Consider the following 18,403-nt stretch of genomic DNA (forward strand, 5'->3'; position numbering starts at 1 on the left):
GATTATTCATGTTTGTAGATTCGCATTGCCATATTAACTTTCCCGAACTGGCGCAAAACATCGACCAGGTACGCGCCAGCATGCTTACCAATGAGGTCGGTCATGCCTTGTGTGTATCGGTCACACTGGATAAGTTTCCCGAAGTATTGGCGCTTGCCGAGCAGTACCCGAATATATATGCTTCTGTTGGCGTGCATCCTGACTATGAAGATATCCAGGAGCCAACCGTAGCCGAATTGGTCTCGCTGGCCGATAATCCGCGCGTGGTGGCCATCGGTGAAACCGGACTGGATTATTTCAGGCTGACTGGTGACCTGAACTGGCAACGTGAACGCTTCCGCACCCATATCCGCGCTGCCAGGGCCACTGGTAAACCGCTGATCATTCATACCCGCAATGCAGCCGAAGATACCTTGCGTATCATGCAGGAAGAGGGCGCAGCAGAAGTGGGCGGCGTGATGCATTGTTTTACCGAAAGTTGGGAAGTGGCGCAAGGCGCCATCGAAATGGGGTTTTATATTTCATTTTCCGGGATTGTCACTTTTAAAAATGCCGTCGCCTTGAAAGAAGTGGCGCAGAAAGTGCCACTGGCATCGATGCTGATCGAGACTGATTCACCTTATCTGGCGCCTATTCCTTTCCGCGGCAAAACCAACCAGCCTGCCTATGTGCGCCACGTAGCTGAAGAAATCGCCAGGTTACGCGATATTCCATTGCAACAAGTAATGGATGCCACTACCAGCAACTTTTTCAGCCTGTTTAAGCACGCGCAGCCATGCAACTAACCATACTTGGTGCAGGTTCCAGTGCAGGCACTCCCGCGGTGGGTTGCCCTTGTGCCACTTGTGTCTCCACTGACCACCGCAACAAGCGCACACGTTGTTCCAGCATGGTGACGCTGGATGATGGTCATGTGATCCTGATTGATACTTCGCCCGATTTACGCCAGCAGGCACTGCGTGAAAATATGCAGCGGGTCGATGCAGTGTTGTTTACCCATACCCATGCCGACCATCTACATGGTATTGATGACTTGCGTGCTTTTTGCCAGATCAACCGTTGCCAGATTCCCCTGTATAGCTATCCTGAAGCGATCAGCCATATCCAGGATAAATTTGGCTATACCTTACGCGAGCCCAGTAACTTCTGGGATTTGCCCGTGCTGGCAGCCCATGTGGTAGAAACACCGTTTGAAGTGGCGGGGCAGGCCGTGACGCCCATCCCGGTGATGCACGGCAAGATACGTATTTATGCTTATCGTATAGGGAATCTGGTGTACATGACGGATGTGTCCAGTATCCCCGAATCTTCTTACGAGTTGCTCAAGGATGTGGATCTGTTACTCATAGATTGCCTGCGTGAAACCCCGCACCCCACCCATGTCAGCCTCAGTGAATCTCTGGCGCTGATCAGCCGCATAGGTGCCAAACGCAATGTGCTGATTCATATGACCCACGAGCTGGAATATCATGCGCTACAGGCAACACTGCCGGCCAATGTTGAAGTGGGTTACGATGGCTTGCAGCTAACCATCTGACCAGGACGTGAACAAGTTTACCGTGGTTGCAGTCAACCAAATAAGGTGATAAACAGTTATACTTTCACAAACACGATAATTGTAAAATTGAATTTGGATCACAGGGAATAAACATGAAGTTTTATGCAAAGATTTCGGCTGTTGTTATGGCACTGGTGATGTTCAGCAACGTGGCATCAGCCTTCGCTGGCAAAACCTACAATGAAAACGAATTCATTGATAATTTTAGCGGCAAGTCAAAAAAAGTAGTGTTGGAAAAACTGGGCCAACCCTTCAAGAAACAGCAATCAGTAAAGCCTAGCAATGCGAGTAACATGATTGCAGGCGTGGGTGGGCAAGAGAAAAGCTCCAAGCCGGTACAAGTGGAAATGTGGTACTACAAAAACATCGTTAAATATGATGCCAAAAATACCTATAAAGAAACCGAAGTGACTTTTGTGAACGATAGAGTGATGAATATTGGATATTTCAATAATCGTTAATTCCCTGGATGATTAAAAAAGCTGTGTCTGTGGACACAGCTTTTTTATTTGTAACTTCCACAAACTCTCAAATAGCTAATGTACGCCGCCTAACGCAATCATGAGTGCCACAGAAGCATTAAATCTCCGGCCGGTAATAGTGAGCAAATTGCGCTCTGCATTCAATAATGCCGATTGAACAATCACTACATTCTGGTATTCACTGATACCCGCGCGATAGCGGTTTTCAGTTTGTTCAACTGCCTCACGCGCGAATTTTACGGCGATTTCCTGTTCCACCGCTTCCGCTTCCAGAATACGCAGCAACGCCATATTGTCCTCTACTTCACGTATCCCGTTGATAACTGTCTGTTTGTAGCTGGCAACGCTGGCGTCATAACGGGCAATCGCTGCATCCGTTTGCGATTGACGTAGTTGATTGTCAAAGATAGGGCCCGCCAATGCCGGGCCTAGCGACCATACGCGGTTCGGCAGCGATAACAGGTTGCCCAGCGTATCGTTGCTGTAACCCAGGCCTGCACCCAGGCTCAGGGTCGGGAATAGTGCCGCTCGTGCAACGCCGATCTGCGCATTAGCCAAGGCAATGCGGCGTTCGGCAGCCGCAATATCCGGTCTTCTTTCCAGCAGGCTGGAAGGCAAGCTGGCTTCTGCAATCGGAAAAGCAATACCAGTCACTTGCTTGTAGGGGCTAGACGGGATCGATAGCTCGGCCGGGACTTTTCCTATCAAGACTGCTATTGCGTGTTCCAGTTGCGCACGCGCTGCAGTGATGTCGATTGCTTGCGCCCGGGTATTGCGTAATTGTGTTTCGGCCTGGGCGATTTCGGTACGGGAGGCTAATCCGACGTTGTAACGGTTGATGGTAAGTTTCAATGAACGCTCGAAACTTTGCGCCGTGGTATCCAGCAATAATTTTTGCGAATCCAGTATGCGTAACTGAAAATAGGTTTGTGCAAGTGCGGATTGTACGGATAGTTTCACGGCAGCCAGGTCTGCTGCATTAGCTTCCGCATTTGCCTCACCTGCCAATATGCTGTTGCGTATCCTGCCCCATAAATCGATTTCCCAGCTGGCACTAATGCCTATACTAAGCTCAGTGCTTGCGCCCGAATTGCTGTTATTGCCACGGATAATGGCTGATTGCCCGTTGATTGCCGGCAACAGGGGGGCGCGGCTGCCTCTCGCCAGTGCAAGGCCCTGGCGGTAATTGGCTTCAGCAATCAGGATCGAGTAATTTGCCTGGTTAGCTGACAGTAACAGTTGAGTGAGCTGTGCATCCTGGTAGCGATCCCACCATTTGTCAGACAATGCAGGGCTACCTGGCGTCGCCGCTTTCCAGCCGGCAAACGCACTCGCTTCTTTATATTGCTCGGGGATCACCATTGTGGGTCGGATATAGGCTTCCCATACGCTGCAGCCTTCCAGCAACAGGCCAGCGATTACCAGAAAGCTCAATTTGATATTTTTCATACAGATGTGATATTTGTTGAAACAGGTGTTGTTCGTTGTGTTTTTTTTGTTCTAAACTGATTCAGCTTGTCCAGATACAAGTAAATGACCGGGGTAGTGAATAAGGTTAAAACTTGCCCTAACAGTAAACCGCCCACAATCGAAATACCTAGTGGCTGGCGAATTTCGGCGCCATCGCCTACGCCAAAAAGCAGGGGCAGTGCGCCCAGCACAGCCGCAAATGTAGTCATTAAAATCGGCCGGAAGCGTTGCATGCAGGCTTCTACAATCGCTTTATCAGGAGAGGTGCCTCGGTGCTGGATGATGTAGCGCGCAGCATCTATCATGATGATGGCGTTTTTCATCACGATGCCGATGAGGAGCACGATGCCTATCATGGCGATAATCGTCAACTCACTGTCAAATAGCAATAAGGCCATTAATGCTCCAATCCCGGCCGAGGGCAGGGTGGAAAGTATCGTGATGGGATGTATCAGACTCTCGTAAAGTATTCCCAACACGATATAAATTGTGACTAGTGCAGTCAAAATCAGCCAGGGCTGGCTATCCATGGATTCTTTAAATGCTTTTGCTTTACCTGAGAATGATCCATGTATGCTTTCTGGTGGGTCCAGGGATACAAAAGCTGCTTCAATCGCCTGGCTGGCTGCATCCAGTGCATAGCCTTCCGCAATATTGAAGGAAATGGTGGCGGCGGCAAACTGCCCCTCATGATTGACTGCCAGCGGGGTATTGACCAGCTCCCAGCGCGCTATGCTGGACAAGGGTATACGCTGGTTCTGGAGGCTGTTTAAATAAATATGGTTTAATGATTCCGGTCCTTCTGCAAACCGTGGTGCCAGCGTCAGCACAATAAAGTACTGGTTCAATGGTTCATAAATGGTAGACACTAATCGTTGGCCGAAGGCATCGTTTAATGAAGCATCAATCTGGCGCTGGGTAATACCTAGCCGTGCCGCAGCATCACGGTCTATCACCAGGTTTGCCTGTAAACCCTTATCTTGTGCATCACTGCTCACATCGGTCAGTTGCGGCAGTTTAGTTAGTGCATCTCTCAATTGCGGCGAGAATCTACGCAAATCCTCGATGTTGCTGGAGAGCAGGGTATATTGAAATTCAGCCGAACCGGGTCGTACGCCAATATTAAATTCCTGCTGCGGCCGTAAACGAAGCGAAGCACCGGCTACCCTGTCCAGTTGCGGGCGTAGTCTGTCCACAATCTCCTGTGCGGATGCTTCGCGCTCTTTCCTGGGTTTAAGGCGAGCATTCAACATGCCGGTATTGGACTGTCCGCCGCCAAAGCCACCGGTGTATTCATAATAAGTTTCTATATCCGGGTCACTGGCAATCACGCGCATGAACTGGTCGACTTTTTCACGCATTGCCCAGAACGACAGGTTCTGATCACCTTCAAAGTTGCCTTGCAACCTGCCGGTATCCTGTAACGGGAAGAAGCCTTTGGGCACGATGGAATACAGGTAGACATTGCTGCCTATCGCCACAAAAAACAGCACCAGGATAAGCGCGGAATGGCGGATCGCCCACTGCAATGCCTTGTAGTAAGCCCGGTGCGGAATATCGAAAATGCTCGCCAGCGCGCGTGACAGCCTGTTGGGTGAAGGATCGGATTTCAGTAATCGTGAGGATAGTACCGGGGTAAGCGTCAATGTAATCAGCAATGACAGTACCACTGCACTGGCCAGGGTGATGGAGAATTCGCGGAAAATACGCCCGATCACGCCATCCATGAACAGCAAGGGGATAAAGGCAGCAATCAGCGACAGGCTCATGGCAATAATGGTAAAAGATACTTCATGCACCGCCTGGAACGCCGCCTGCAACGGCTTTAACCCATGTTCAATATGACGCATAGTGTTTTCAACCACCACAATCGCATCATCCACAATAAAACCGGTGGCAATAATCAGCGCCATCAGCGTTAAGTTATTCAGGCTGAAGCCACATAAATAAATCACTGCCAGGGTACCCAGCAGTGAAACCGGGATGGCGATACTTGGAATCAGCGCAGCGCGGCCACTGCGTAAAAACACGAAAGTCACCAGGATCACCAGCACGATGGAAATCAACAGCGTATGTTCCACTTCCTGCAGTGACTTCCTGACGATGGTACTCCTGTCAATCAGCACTTCCATTTCAATGCCGGGCGGCAGCAAGGGTTTCAGTTTTGGCAATAAGGCCTTGATGCCATCCACGGTGGCGACAATATTGGTGCCGGGAATATTATTGACTGAGATCACTACCCCTGGCTTGCCATTGACACTGCCCGTGCTGCGTAGCTCTTGTACCGAGTCCTTGACATCGGCAATGTCGTGCAGGCGGATAGGGGCGCCATTGCGCCAGGCCACGATTAAATCTTCAAAGTCGGCGGCTTTATTGCCACTGTCATTCACATCAAGCTGCCAGCGCTTGTCATCATTTTCAACAAAGCCTTTCGGCAGATGCGCGTTGGTATTTGCGATCACATTGCGTATCTGCTCCAGGGCAATACCATATTGATGCGCAGTGAGCGGGTTAACTTCAACGCGCACCGATCGCAGGGCACTGCCATTCACATTCACCTGGCCTACACCATCGACCTGGGAAATACGCTGACCGATCAGTGACAGGCCAATATCGTACAGTTCGCGTCGACTGTAGCGCTCCGAAGTCAATGCAATATGCATAATCATGTTGGAGCCGCTTTTGCGCCAGGTCGGGTTGCTTTGCATGCCGGCAGGCAGCAAAGGCACCGCTGCGTTAATGGCTGCCTGCACATCACGTGCTGCGCCATCTGCATTTCGGTCCAGGTCAAATTGCAAACTGACCCGGGTTTGCCCTTTGGAACTGCTGGATGTCATTTCATTGACACCGGCGATATTGCCCAGGGAGCGTTCCAGTGGCGATGCTACCGCAGAAGCCATGGTTTCTGCGCTGGCCCCCGGCAATCTTGCAAATACATCAATACTGGGCATTTCAACTTGCGGGAGGGACGCGATAGGCAAGGCAAAATAAGCTGCAATCCCCGGCAACGCGATTGCCACCGCCAGTAAGGTGGTGGCAATCGGTCGTCGCAGGAACAAGGTCAACCATGCCATCAGGTTGGCCTCGCCGTTTTCTGCTTTGCTGTCTGCCAGGTTTTGGCAAGGCGATCAAAAGTCAGGTAAACCACCGGTGTGGTAAATAAGGTCAGCAGCTGGCTCAAGAGCAAGCCACCTATCATCGCAATTCCCAGCGGCGCGCGTAACTCTGAGCCGGGGCTATCGCCCAGAACCAGTGGTACGGCGCTGAACAGCGCTGCCAGGGTAGTCATCAGGATAGGCCGGAAGCGTAACAGGCAGGCCTGGTAGATGGCTTCCAGAGGGGATTTGCCATGCTCGCGCTCAGCCTCGAGTGCAAAATCAATCATCATGATGGCATTTTTCTGCACAATACCAATCAGCAGAATAATCCCTATGATCGCGATCACGCTTAATGGATGATTGGTCACCATCAGGCCCAGCAAAGCACCTACGCCTGCAGTGGGGAGTGTTGACAATATGGTTAGGGGATGAATATAACTTTCGTACAAAATGCCGAGCACGATGTACATGGTAGTGATTGCCGCCAGCGTTAAAAATAACTCGTTATCCAGTGCGGCAATAAATGCCGATGCCGCACCCTGAAAACGGCTAATGATTGTTGCCGGAAATTGCATCTGCTGCCTGACCCTTGTAATCGCAGACACAGCGTCACCCAGCGCATAGTCCGCGGCCAGGTTAAAGCCGATTTCAATCGAAGGCAGCTGGTCTTCTCGGTATATCACCAGGGAAGCAGGTTTTTCGCTGACAGTCGCGATACTTGCCAGTGGCACTTGCCGACCGTTGCTGCTGGAAACAAATACTTGTTCCAGCGCAGCCAGCCCCGGGCTTTGGGAGGGCTGCGCTTCCAGGATCACGCGGTATTGATTTGCCTGTGTGAAAATAGTAGTAATCATGCGTTGGCCGAATGCACTGTATAAAGCATTGTCAACATCCGCCATGGTGATGCCAAGACGGCCGGCATTGTCCCTGTCCACGACAATGGCGGCGCGTAATCCGTCATCGTGCTGATTGCTGGCTACGTCTGTGATTTGCGGCAGGCTGCGTAGTTTTTCAAGAAACGCAGGCAGTATCTGGGTTAATGCATCCGGATCGGTACTAGTCAACAGGTATTGATACTGGGTACGGCTGATACGGTCTGACAGCGTCAGGTCCTGCACCGGCTGCATATGCAGGATAAGCGGTGAGGTTTCATCCAGGGTACGCTTTAATCTGCTGATTACTGCTGTGGCTGATGATTGCCTCAGGGGATAAGGTTTGAGGTTAACCAACAGGCGGCCACTGTTATGGGTGGTATTCACGCCATCAATGCCCACCACTGATGACACGCTGTCTACATCCGGGTCACGCAGGATTTCATCTACAACCTGCTGTTGCTTCAGGCTGACTTGCCTGAAGGCATCCCAACCTGGTGTTTCGGTAATTACCTGGATAAAACCGGTGTCCTGTACCGGAAACAGGCCTTTTGGAATCACGATCGCCAGCGCAACCGTCAGTAGGAATGATAGCCCTGCAATAGCCAGCACCCAAGGTTGATGATTTAAGGAAATCTTCAGGTAACGACCGTAAATCTCGATCACCTTATCGCTGAATGTTGGGCGCTTATCATGCTGCGGTGGGGCGGCCTTGAGTAAACGTGCGCATAGCATAGGGGTAAGCGTTAATGACACCACCGCTGAAATCAAAATGGCTACCGCCAGTGTCACGGCAAATTCCCGGAACAGACGCCCGATCACGTCGCCCATAAAAAGCAGTGGTATCAGTACCGCAATCAGTGAAAATGTCAGCGAGATAATGGTAAAACCAATCTGGCGGGCACCTTTCAATGCAGCCTCAAGTGGGCTTTCACCTTCTTCAATGTGTCGGGCGATGTTTTCAATCATCACAATCGCATCATCCACCACAAAACCGGTGGCGATGGTGAGTGCCATCAATGTCAGATTGTTGATACTAAAGCCAGCGGCATACATGACACCAAAGGTACCCACCAAAGATAGCGGAACAGTCAGGCTGGGAATCAGGGTGCCGGCTGCGGTGCGCAAGAAAAGAAAAATCACCATCACCACCAAACCGACTGCCAGCATCAGCTCAAACTGCACATCGTGCAGTGCGCTACGGATGGTATGGGTGCGGTTAGTTAACTCCTTGATTTCAACATCGGCAGGTAATCCCGCAGTCAATGAGGGCAATCTGGCCTGTATCTGTTCAACCACCTCAATGACATTGGCACCCGGCTGGCGCTTGATATTGACGAGTACAGCTGGGGTTTTATTCGCCCAGGCAGCAAGATACATGTCTTCCTGTGCTTCTTTAATGTCTGCGACATCGCTTAACCTTACCGGCCTGTCGTTGACATTAGCAACAATCAATTGACGGTATTCCTCTGCAGAGCGCAGCTGGCTGTTGGCATCCAGTTCATAAGCCAGTAGTGGGCCATCAATATTGCCTTTGGCCTGGTTAGAGTTGGCGCTATCAATCAGGGTACGCAAGTCATTCAAGCCCAGGCCGTAGGCGGCTAAAGCGGATTGATTTACCTGAATACGAATAGCCGGTTTTTGACCGCCATCGACACTGACCAGTCCGACACCATTCACTTGCGCAATTTTCTGCGCCATACGGGTATCCACAAGATCACGCAATTTTGGTAACGGCAAAGTGGAGGAGGTTACCGCCAGTGTTAATACCGGTGCATCGGCAGGATTAACTTTGTTATAGATCGGTGGCGCTGGCAGGTCGGCAGGTAAAAAGCTGCTGGCGGCATTCATGGCTGCCTGCACAGATTGAACAGCCACATCCAGGCTGGTTTTCAGGCTGAATTGCAGCGTGATCACCGAGGCACCGCCAGAGCTGGCAGAAGACATGTGAGCCAGGCCGGACATAGAGCCAAACTGCCTTTCCAGCGGTGAAGTGACATTCATTGCCATTACTTCAGCACTAGCGCCAGGGTACAAAGTCACCACCTGGATGATCGGGTAATCAACTTGCGGTAAAGCGGACTTGGGTAACAGGCTGTATGACAGAATGCCAGCCAGCAAGATGGCCAGCATCAGCAGCGAGGTCGCCACCGGGCGCAAAATAAAAATTCGAGACGGATTCATCATCAACCAGTGCGCTGCTTAAGCAGGCGCATCCGAACGGCGTTTATGTGTCTGGTCCGGAGAGCCAGCACCGTGAGGACGCCTGGATTTTTTTTCGGCACCTGGCTCGTCTTTATCGTCAAATGCATTGGCCGGATTTTTAATTTTTACTTTGGCATTCTGTTTCAGTTTATCTATGCCGCTGCTGACTACCTGGTCATTTACAGCGAGACCATTTGTGATGGCTGCAATTTCACCGGTAGTGTGACCAACGGTGACCGGCTGCAGGATGACCTTGTCGCCTTTCTCGTCACGCACAATCTTGTAAACAAAGGCGCCGTCCGGCCCATGCTGTAAAGCATTGACTGGAATAACACTGGCATTCCGTATGGTGTCGCTATACAGGCGGACATTGATGAACTGGTTGGGAAACAGGCGATTGTCTTCATTGGAAAATTCCGCCTTGAGTTTCAGCGTGCCAGAGGTGGTGTCAATCTGGTTATCAATACTGGTCAAAAAGCCGTTGGCCAGCCTGGTATTATTTGCTTTGTCCCAGGCTTCCACCTTGAATTTATGATGGCTGCCTGGTGTATGTGTCTGTTGGACCAGCTGCGTGATTTTGTCTTCAGGCAGTGTAAACACCACATGAATCGGGTGGATAGCGTTAATAACTGCAATCGGGTTTGTGGTAGTGATATTGTTGCCGCTATCTACCTGGCGTAAACCGATACGGCCACTGACCGGAGCAATAATATTGGTATAACCGAGTTGCAGCCTGGCATTCTCCACCGAGGCGTGGTCAGCTTGTACCGTACCCTGGTATTGTTGTACCAGTGAAGCCTGTGAGTCTACCTGCTGTGACGCAATCGAATCTTGCGATTGCAGCGTTTTAAAACGCTCCAGGTCAATCTGGCTGTTTTTCAGCAATGCCTGGTTGCGTACGGCCTGGCCCTGGATTTGTGCCAGCGCCGTTTCAAATGGTTTCGGGTCTATCTTTGCCAGCAACTGCCCTTGTTTGACCAGTTCACCTTCTTTAAAAGCCACCTGTATCAGCTGACCGTTGACACGGCTGGTAACAGCGACTACCGCGGAGGGAATTGCAGTGCCCAAGGCCGAATGGATGATAGGCACATCGGCTTTGACAACTGCTGTCACCAACACTGGCACAGGTTTGTCACCACGATGGCGACCACTGCCCGGCCCATGTTTACCTCCATTCTTATGGTCTGCATCATGAGATGCGGCAGGGTCTGCTTCATCCGCAACAACTCCGTTCCGTTCTTCATAAGCCCGCCAAAGCCACATGGAACCCCCGATCAGGATCACACTGAATAAGGCTAGAAATATTAGTTTTTTAAAAGACATACTGGCTCATGCATCTACAGGCGGTTAAGGGGTTTGTTTAATTGCTATACATACGCACGGCGGCTGACAAATGCCAGCCGCCGTGCATGTTCAAAATAGAAATAAACAGTAATGCTTATTTCACATCTTTTTCTCTGAAGCTGTCATGGCAGGATTTGCACGACTGCGTCAGTTTGCCAAACTTGGCTTTGATCTGGCCTACATCGCCAGTGGCTGCTACCTTGGCAAACTCATTGGCTTCCAGGTTGAACTGCAAGGCTGCTTTTTTTGCTTCTTCAGGTTTTTCAAAGAACTCAGATTTTAACCTGGATTTCTTCCAGCCTTCGCCTTTGTCCGTCCCCGGGCCATATAGCGCGCCCAGTCCCGAATTCGCAGCAGCAGCAATGGCATTCGCTGCGGCAACTATTTCTTCTTTTGACAGTGTATCCGGATTGTCCAGTTGGGTTTTGATTTTGTTGGTATTCCAGCCAATAAAGCTGTAAGCAGATTGACGGAACTTGATCTGATCTTCAATCGGGCCAGCAGAGGCTGCTGCTCCTTGCAACATCAAAAACGCGCACAGGATTGTCTGAATTTTCATGTATTTTTTCCTTGAAATTGATGATAAAAACGCCTGTCGTTACCATGCATGCTGTGAAGCAGGCACAACTGGGGCAGGCGGGGGCTGGTAAAAAAAGGTATGCGCTTGCGGGCTGAACAGCAGCCAGGTCAATGCGCCAGCAGTGATTACACTAAACAGTAAGCGCCATCCCAGCCTTTTACCGATAGGCGGAAGCGTTAATGATGCGGCAAGGGGCACGGACTTTTTCCCACTGATCATTGGTTTTAACAGGTTGTCTTTTTTGAATAACCCGTAGAAAACGATAGCGAGGACATGCAAAACGATCAGGCCCAGCAATACATTAAACAGCAGGGAATGTAATTCGGACATCTGGTCGCTCAGTGCTTCATCTGCATATTTGGCTAACGGACCTTGCAGCGTGATGTCATCACTTGCAATTACGCCGGTCGCAACCATCCCCGCCAGTAATAACAGGAGCGCAATCACTGACAATGCTCCGGTTGGTGTGTGTCCAACGCCCTGCCACGAACTTTTAAAGTAATTCAGCAGCTTGCGCGGGGTAGGGAAGAACTGTGTAAATCTGGCGGTGTGTGTGCCAACAATCCCCCAACTTAAACGGAATAACACCAGGAAAGTAATGGACAGACCCGCATACCAGTGGATATCCACATCCAGCCAGTCGGTTTTCACAGACAGATATGAGATTGTGACTGTAATGACTAATAGCCAATGAAAAAGTCGTAGTGGAAGGTCCCAGACTTTTATGGTGGTGTCTTGCATGTGTCGCTTAAATTCCAGTTGCTTTAATTAATAGACAAATAAGTCCGGATAAAAAAGTTAGTCATCAATAAGGGTGATGCTTTCAGCGATGACTATTAGCAGAAAATATGCCATGTTGTTTTGCCGCCCATCTGATTGGATGATTTATGCAGTACATGTTTTAACATGATGATTTTTATATACAAATTTTTTAAAGGGGGTTATCTCAAAATCGCGATATTTTGTGTTCTGAGTTAATACTGTTTGTATCTGAGCAGTTTTAAAAACAAACTGTTGATATAGAAGCAGCTTCACGTGTGCTTTGAAAATTGACGATTTGTTTCAATGGCAACAGTCTGTTCTGGCAAGTGTTGAAATTTAAACAGCTGTTTTAAATATAAATAGAATTCGAAATAATTTCTTATTAATTTATTGGTTAAAGTTTTTCCGATAATGCATTGATTTTAATAAATTAAAATTTATTTTTTTTACTTCAAACAAGGTTTCTTAATGATTGGCATAGCAATTGCCAATACGGTCCCTGAGTTTATAAGCATAAATAACCAGGGAGACCTTAATGACTGTACTAAAAGTCAGAAGAGCAATAAGAGCTGTTGATAATAAAACAGCCATCGTATTTAAAAGAAAAGTGCTGCAATCTGCAGTGAGTCTGGCCATTGGTGCAACACTAGTAGTCCCAGGCCTTTCAATGGCTGCGGATCCTACAGTAGCTGATTTGCAAGCGGAGAATGAACGCCTTAAAAAAGAACTTGAAAGCCTGAAGCAAAGCCTGAATTCAAAAAAAACAGATAGCACTGCGGCGAGTAATGAAGAAGCTGATTCAGCAGCAGACGCCGCACCAGCACCAAAAACCAAGCAAGCAGCAAAAGCAGAGGAAGAAGAGCGCATTACACAAAATGTGCTGGATTCGCTGATCGTCACTGCACGTGCGCGTGAAGAAATCGCACAAGATGTACCGCTACCGGTTGAGGTAATTGGCGGCAAGCGTCTGGATCGCGACAATATCGTCACGATTAATGAGTTGGTAAAGGCAGTCCCTAACCTGGGTGTGTTTGGCAGTAATCCACGCCAGACTAGTATTTCGATTCGTGGTATCGGTAAAAACAGTGCTAACGACACCTTGGAACCTGGGGTCGGCGTCATTGTTGACGGTGTTGTGAGTTCTTATGTAGGTCAGTCATGGAACGACTTTAACGACCTGGACCGTATTGAAGTATTGCGCGGCCCTCAAGGAACCTTGCTCGGTAAAAACACTACTTTGGGTGCGATCAATATCACCACTAAAGCCCCAAGTTTTACACCCGGTTATAACGTAGAGGGCCGTGTGGGCGAGTATGACCAGATGATAGGTAAGTTCTCTGCCACAGGGCCGTTAGTAGATGACCTGCTGGCCTACCGCGCTTCATTCTTTTTTAATAAACAAAACGGGATACTAGATAACGCTTGGCAAAGTAATGGCCCTTCCAGCAATGAAACATGGAATGAGACCAACCGTATAGGCGGGCGGGTACAATTTCTGCTGACACCAACGGAGAACTTGTCTATTCGTACTATTTTGGATAGAACGCAGACGGTGGAAAATGGGAACAAATCAGTGCTAATTTCTGATCCAGCCACTTTTGCAGATGGCACACCTAGAACAAACTCATTCACGAGAAGAATATCTCGCTCTTACTTTAATAACGCAGATGGCACGCCATATCAGCCTAGATACGGCAGTAACTCTATTGAGGATTCTCAAGCCCGACCACAACGTACTGACCAAGGTGGTGCTTCAGTGCAAGTCAATTGGGATATAAACGATGAATATAAGCTCACCTCTATTACTGCTTATCGTGGCCAGGAGTTTGACATCAAAAATGGTGGAGCAACCCGATTTGATATCAATAATGGTGGTCAACAATTATCAAATCGTCAATTTTCACAAGAGTTACGACTGAATTTTGTTGGTGACAAATCTTATGATTACCAAGTAGGTATGTACTATTTGGATGCCGAAGTCTTCTCTGATGATCCGAGTTACTTTGGTCCCGATGGCGGTGCATTTAACGCTAGCAACGCTCAATACACTGCATTATCGGCCGATCCAAGATACTTGGGGTTATTGAAAGATTCGCAAAATGGTGTTTACCGTTCTTACGTGTTAAATCCTACAACCAAGAGTTATGCTGCCTTTGGTCAAGTCAATTGGCATTTGACTGAAAAGGCAACATTAACTTTGGGGCTTCGCAATACCTTGGAATTTAAGGATGGTCGAAACAAACGAGAGTTGGATAGGGCCGGAAAAGCCATTACAAATGCGGATGGTACGGATGATTCTAAAGCAGCTAGTTATGGTCTGAACTTGGGAAATGCTGCTGATTTGGCGGCCTGGAATGCAGCAAAAGGACTTTACCAGCAGGCGATTGGCACCAATGCTGCAGGATTTAACGGTATTTATGACTGGAGAAATGGACAAAGCATCCGCGATAATTCGATTGGATGGCTGATTAATCCTAGTTACAAGCTTACGGATTCAACCTTGTTGTATGCATCAGCTGCCCGCGGTGAAAAGTCAGGGGCTGTTGAATTCAATAATGATGCATCCAGTGCTGACTATGGCAGGCCACTCAACGTAAAGCCGGAGCAGGCACTCGACTTCGAGTTGGGTTTCAAAACGCTTTTGTTTGATAACCGCTTGCTATTGAATGCGAACTTGTACTACACGCAAATCAAGGACTACCAGGGCAACGTCACTGTTCCGGATCCAACCCCCACTAACCTGAACAATACGCGTGGTTTCTTGGGGAATATTCCGGAAGTCATTGCACGTGGCCTGGAATTCACCACAGCCTTTGCCGCGACGCCCAACCTGCGCCTGAATTTCAGTGGCGCTTACAACGATGCATTCTATAAAGAGTTTGACAGTGTAACGACAGATGTCGCTAACCCGGTGCTGGTAGATTTCTCTGGCCGCCAATTGCATGGAGCGCCAAAAGTGACTCTGAGTTATGGCGCTGATTACAACTACTTCTTTGGTGCCGGTTACCGTGCACATTTCTTTGTTAACAATGCTTATCGTTCCGGTACCTACATTGGAGCAACTCAGGCGGCAAGTACTTACCAGGATGCTTACAACATCACTGATGGTGGTGTGGGCATCGGCAGCGCTAGCGACAAGTGGGAGTTCACTGTGATTGCCAGAAATATCTTTGATAAAGATTATAAAACCGGCGCTAGCTCCTTTGGTAATACCGGCCCCATTACCGAGCAGCCAGGTTATGGACGCACACTTGGCATTGCTTTCCGCGCCAGGATGTAAATGGATGACTACCTAATTATTTAGCCAGATATGCTGCGTCGCTTTCTCAAAGAGAGGTGACGCTTAAGCATTTATAAGACTTAGAAAGAATGTTATGAAAAAATTATCAGTAAGTGTTTTTCTGGTTTTGTTGTACGCAGGTCTGGCGAATCCGGTGATGGCCGAAGATCCTCCCTCACCCCCAGCCAATACGCCTGCCAGGGTGCCTGCCGCCAAAGGGCCATCACTTACGCTGGCAGTTGAAGCAGCAAAAGTTGCCGTTGAAGCCTGTGCCGCAGATGGTGCGCAAACTGTCGCTGCCAGTGTGGTCGATTCTGCAGGCGTGTTAAAAGCTTTGCTGGCAGCAGATGGCACTTCACCACGAGGCGTCAGTTCCAGCACAGTCAAGGCGCAGACCGCGCTGCAATACAAGAAAAGTACCAGCGCTTTGTTCGAGCAGGCAAAAACAGATAAGGCATTTGCTGATGCTGTCGCTGCTAACCCCAATATCAATGGTCGTCCCGGCGGTATCCTGATTAAGGTTGGTGACGAAATTATCGGCGCAATTGGTGTAGGTGGTGGCCGTACGGATGAGCCTTGCGCCATTGCCGGTTTACAGAAAATCCAGGCCAGGCTCGCACAATGATGTTTAAAGGTTATTCCATCAGAAACCTGATGTTGTGGGTCCTCTGGATGGGATTAAGCCTGCCTGTCATGGCGGCTTCAAATCAGGCCAGCACACCGCAGGTGACAGCCACCTTGATTTCTTCACATAGCCACATTGCGCCAGGTGAGCAAATTATTTTGGGGATCAAACTCGATATTCTGCCTCACTGGCATACCTATTGGCGTAACCCTGGGGACTCCGGAACGGTGACTACCATAGGCTGGAAGTTTTCCCAGCCAGTAGAAGCGGGTGATGTGGTCTGGCCGTTGCCGGATCGTTTCAAAATGGGCCCGATTGTGAATTACGGCTATGAAAATAGCGTGACATTACCCACGCCGTTGAAATTGCCAGCCGATTTAAAACCTGGCAAACCGCTGAAAGTTCAGGCGGTGGTCGACTGGCTGGTGTGCAAGGAAGAATGTATTCCACAGCAAGTTGTTTTATCGCTGGATTTGCCAGTGGTAGCCGCTGGCCAAGGGCAGAAAACTGCTGCCCCCGATATCGATCTGGCATTGGAAAGACAGCCTGCCAAAGTAAGCTGGCCTGTCCGTTTGCAAGGCAGTGATGGTTCATTGACATTACTGGTGGATGCGCCCGAACTGGCTGATTCAGCAGTGAAGGATATCTGGTTTTATCCTTACGAATGGGGAAAGATTGCCCAAAGCCATGAGCAGGTAGTTACAAAAACCGCTACTGGCATCGCCATAGAATTGCATGCCGGAGATATGCCGCTGCAACCCGGCGAAGCACTGGAAGGCGTGTTAATTGCAAAGGAGCAGAGCACTGAAACCAGCGGTTATTTACTGAACCCCAAACTGCAAACCGTGACTGAATCCAGTCCCGCTGAAACAGGCACTGACAGCCTGTTGCTGGCGATTTTTCTGGCGTTCGCAGGCGGCATGGTCCTCAACCTGATGCCTTGTGTGTTTCCGGTACTGTCTATCAAAGCACTTTCTCTCATCTCGCATTCCAGTCTCGGTCGCGGTGAGCTGATCAGGCAAGGGCTTGTTTATACCCTTGGTGTGGTTGTCAGCTTCGTTGCGCTAGCCCTGGTTCTGGTTTTGTTAAAAGCGGGTGGGGCACAGGTGGGCTGGGGCTTCCAGTTCCAGTCAGCATGGTTTGTGTTCCTGATGACTTACCTGATGTTTACTGTCGGCTTGAATTTATCCGGCGTGTTTACCATTGGTGGCGGTATCAGTGGCGTAGGCAGTCATCTGGCGGATAAGCCTGGCTATTGGGGCAGTTTCTTTACCGGTGTACTCGCCACCATAGTGGCGACGCCTTGTACTGCACCATTTATGGCCGCTGCCTTAGGGTTTGCGCTGGCGCGCCCAGCACCTGAATTGATAGTGATTTTTATCAGTCTCGGTCTGGGCCTGGCATTTCCTTATCTGCTGCTCACCAGTTGGCCTGGCCTGCAAAAAGTATTGCCAAAACCGGGTATATGGATGGAATACACCAAGCAGTTTTTTGCATTCCCCATGTATGCAGCCGCCGTATGGCTGGTGTGGGTGCTGGCCCAGCAGCAAGGCGAGCTGGCGGTAGTCCTGGTCCTCAGTGGTTTTGTATTGATTGCATTGGCTGCATGGATCTATGCCATCAGCAGGGGCGCTTCATCCACCAGGCTTAAATTTGCAAATGCTGGCGTAGTGCTGGTGGTGGGACTTGCTATCGGGCTGGTCACTTTACTGGCCGAAACTCCCACTGAAGCTTTGCCTGATAAACAGGCTAAATCCCTAAAACAAAATTGGCAGCCGTATTCGGCCGAAAAACTTGAGTCGCTGCTGGCAGAAGGCAAACCGGTGTTCCTGAATTTTACTGCGGCCTGGTGCATCAGTTGCCTGGTCAATGAGAAGGTCGCGCTTAGCCAGCCCGAAGTCGTACAGGCATTCGAACAACAGGGAATTACGTATTTAAAAGGCGACTGGACCAACAAAGATGCCGAAATCACCAAAATTCTGACTAAGTTCGGGCGCAGTGGTGTGCCCTTGTACGTGTTTTATCCCGCGGGACATGCCGGTAAGCCGATTGAGCTGCCACAGATACTGACGCCAGCCAGTGTGCTTTCCCATATCCAACCTTAATTAACCACAACTTTTATACAAC

Annotated in this window: 12 protein-coding genes; 6 read left to right on the plus strand and 6 right to left on the minus strand. The window is 49.5% G+C overall.

Going from position 1 to position 18,403, the window contains the following annotated elements:
* Positions 1-8: 8 nt before the first annotated feature.
* From ASG34_RS12815 to ASG34_RS12825, 3 genes are all read left to right on the plus strand, one after another.
* The gene (locus ASG34_RS12815; RefSeq protein ID WP_055831150.1) at positions 9-785 is read left to right on the plus strand and encodes a TatD family hydrolase; all 777 of its coding nucleotides are present in this window, start codon (positions 9-11) and stop codon (positions 783-785) included.
* Entirely contained in the window at positions 776-1,537 is a 762-nt protein-coding gene (locus tag ASG34_RS12820) for an MBL fold metallo-hydrolase (RefSeq protein ID WP_055831151.1), read from the plus strand. Before ASG34_RS12815 ends, ASG34_RS12820 begins: the two co-directional genes overlap by 10 nt.
* A gap of 146 nt (positions 1,538-1,683) precedes the next feature.
* A complete protein-coding gene (locus ASG34_RS12825; RefSeq protein WP_229008318.1) occupies positions 1,684-2,019 on the plus strand; it encodes a hypothetical protein in 336 nt (111 codons plus the stop codon).
* A 75-nt stretch (positions 2,020-2,094) separates the two neighbouring features.
* On the opposite strand, the gene ASG34_RS12830 is transcribed toward ASG34_RS12825, so the two are convergent.
* The 6 genes from ASG34_RS12830 to ASG34_RS12855 form a co-directional block, all read right to left on the minus strand.
* Entirely contained in the window at positions 2,095-3,489 is a 1,395-nt protein-coding gene (locus ASG34_RS12830; RefSeq protein ID WP_082504914.1) for an efflux transporter outer membrane subunit, read from the minus strand.
* Entirely contained in the window at positions 3,486-6,584 is a 3,099-nt protein-coding gene (locus ASG34_RS12835) for an efflux RND transporter permease subunit (RefSeq protein WP_055831156.1), read from the minus strand. The genes ASG34_RS12830 and ASG34_RS12835 overlap by 4 nt, the downstream gene beginning before the upstream one ends.
* Positions 6,584-9,667 carry an efflux RND transporter permease subunit gene (locus ASG34_RS12840; RefSeq protein WP_304437823.1) on the minus strand — a complete coding sequence of 1,028 codons (3,084 nt, stop codon included), beginning with the start codon at positions 9,665-9,667 and terminating at the stop codon, positions 6,584-6,586. The genes ASG34_RS12835 and ASG34_RS12840 overlap by 1 nt, the downstream gene beginning before the upstream one ends.
* 15 nt (positions 9,668-9,682) lie before the next feature.
* Positions 9,683-11,008, minus strand: a complete 1,326-nt coding sequence (locus ASG34_RS12845) for an MdtA/MuxA family multidrug efflux RND transporter periplasmic adaptor subunit (protein ID WP_055831158.1) — start codon at positions 11,006-11,008, stop codon at positions 9,683-9,685.
* 115 nt (positions 11,009-11,123) lie between these two features.
* Positions 11,124-11,588 carry a c-type cytochrome gene (locus ASG34_RS12850; protein ID WP_055831160.1) on the minus strand — a complete coding sequence of 155 codons (465 nt, stop codon included), beginning with the start codon at positions 11,586-11,588 and terminating at the stop codon, positions 11,124-11,126.
* Positions 11,589-11,627: 39 nt separating this feature from the next.
* Positions 11,628-12,350 carry a cytochrome b/b6 domain-containing protein gene (locus ASG34_RS12855; RefSeq protein ID WP_055831163.1) on the minus strand — a complete coding sequence of 241 codons (723 nt, stop codon included), beginning with the start codon at positions 12,348-12,350 and terminating at the stop codon, positions 11,628-11,630.
* Positions 12,351-12,906: 556 nt separating this feature from the next.
* Between ASG34_RS12855 and ASG34_RS12860 the strand changes: the two genes are divergently transcribed.
* The 3 genes from ASG34_RS12860 (at position 12,907) to ASG34_RS12870 (ending at position 18,381) form a co-directional block, all read left to right on the plus strand.
* Positions 12,907-15,651: a TonB-dependent receptor domain-containing protein gene (locus ASG34_RS12860; protein WP_055831165.1), complete on the plus strand. Its 2,745-nt coding sequence runs from the start codon at positions 12,907-12,909 to the stop codon at positions 15,649-15,651.
* 94 nt (positions 15,652-15,745) lie between these two features.
* Positions 15,746-16,276 carry a GlcG/HbpS family heme-binding protein gene (locus tag ASG34_RS12865; RefSeq protein WP_055831166.1) on the plus strand — a complete coding sequence of 177 codons (531 nt, stop codon included), beginning with the start codon at positions 15,746-15,748 and terminating at the stop codon, positions 16,274-16,276.
* The gene (locus ASG34_RS12870; RefSeq protein WP_235559804.1) at positions 16,273-18,381 is read left to right on the plus strand and encodes a protein-disulfide reductase DsbD family protein; all 2,109 of its coding nucleotides are present in this window, start codon (positions 16,273-16,275) and stop codon (positions 18,379-18,381) included. Before ASG34_RS12865 ends, ASG34_RS12870 begins: the two co-directional genes overlap by 4 nt.
* Positions 18,382-18,403: the final 22 nt, after the last annotated feature.

Source organism: Methylophilus sp. Leaf416, assembly GCF_001424665.1.
Taxonomy (GTDB): Bacteria; Pseudomonadota; Gammaproteobacteria; order Burkholderiales; family Methylophilaceae; genus Methylophilus.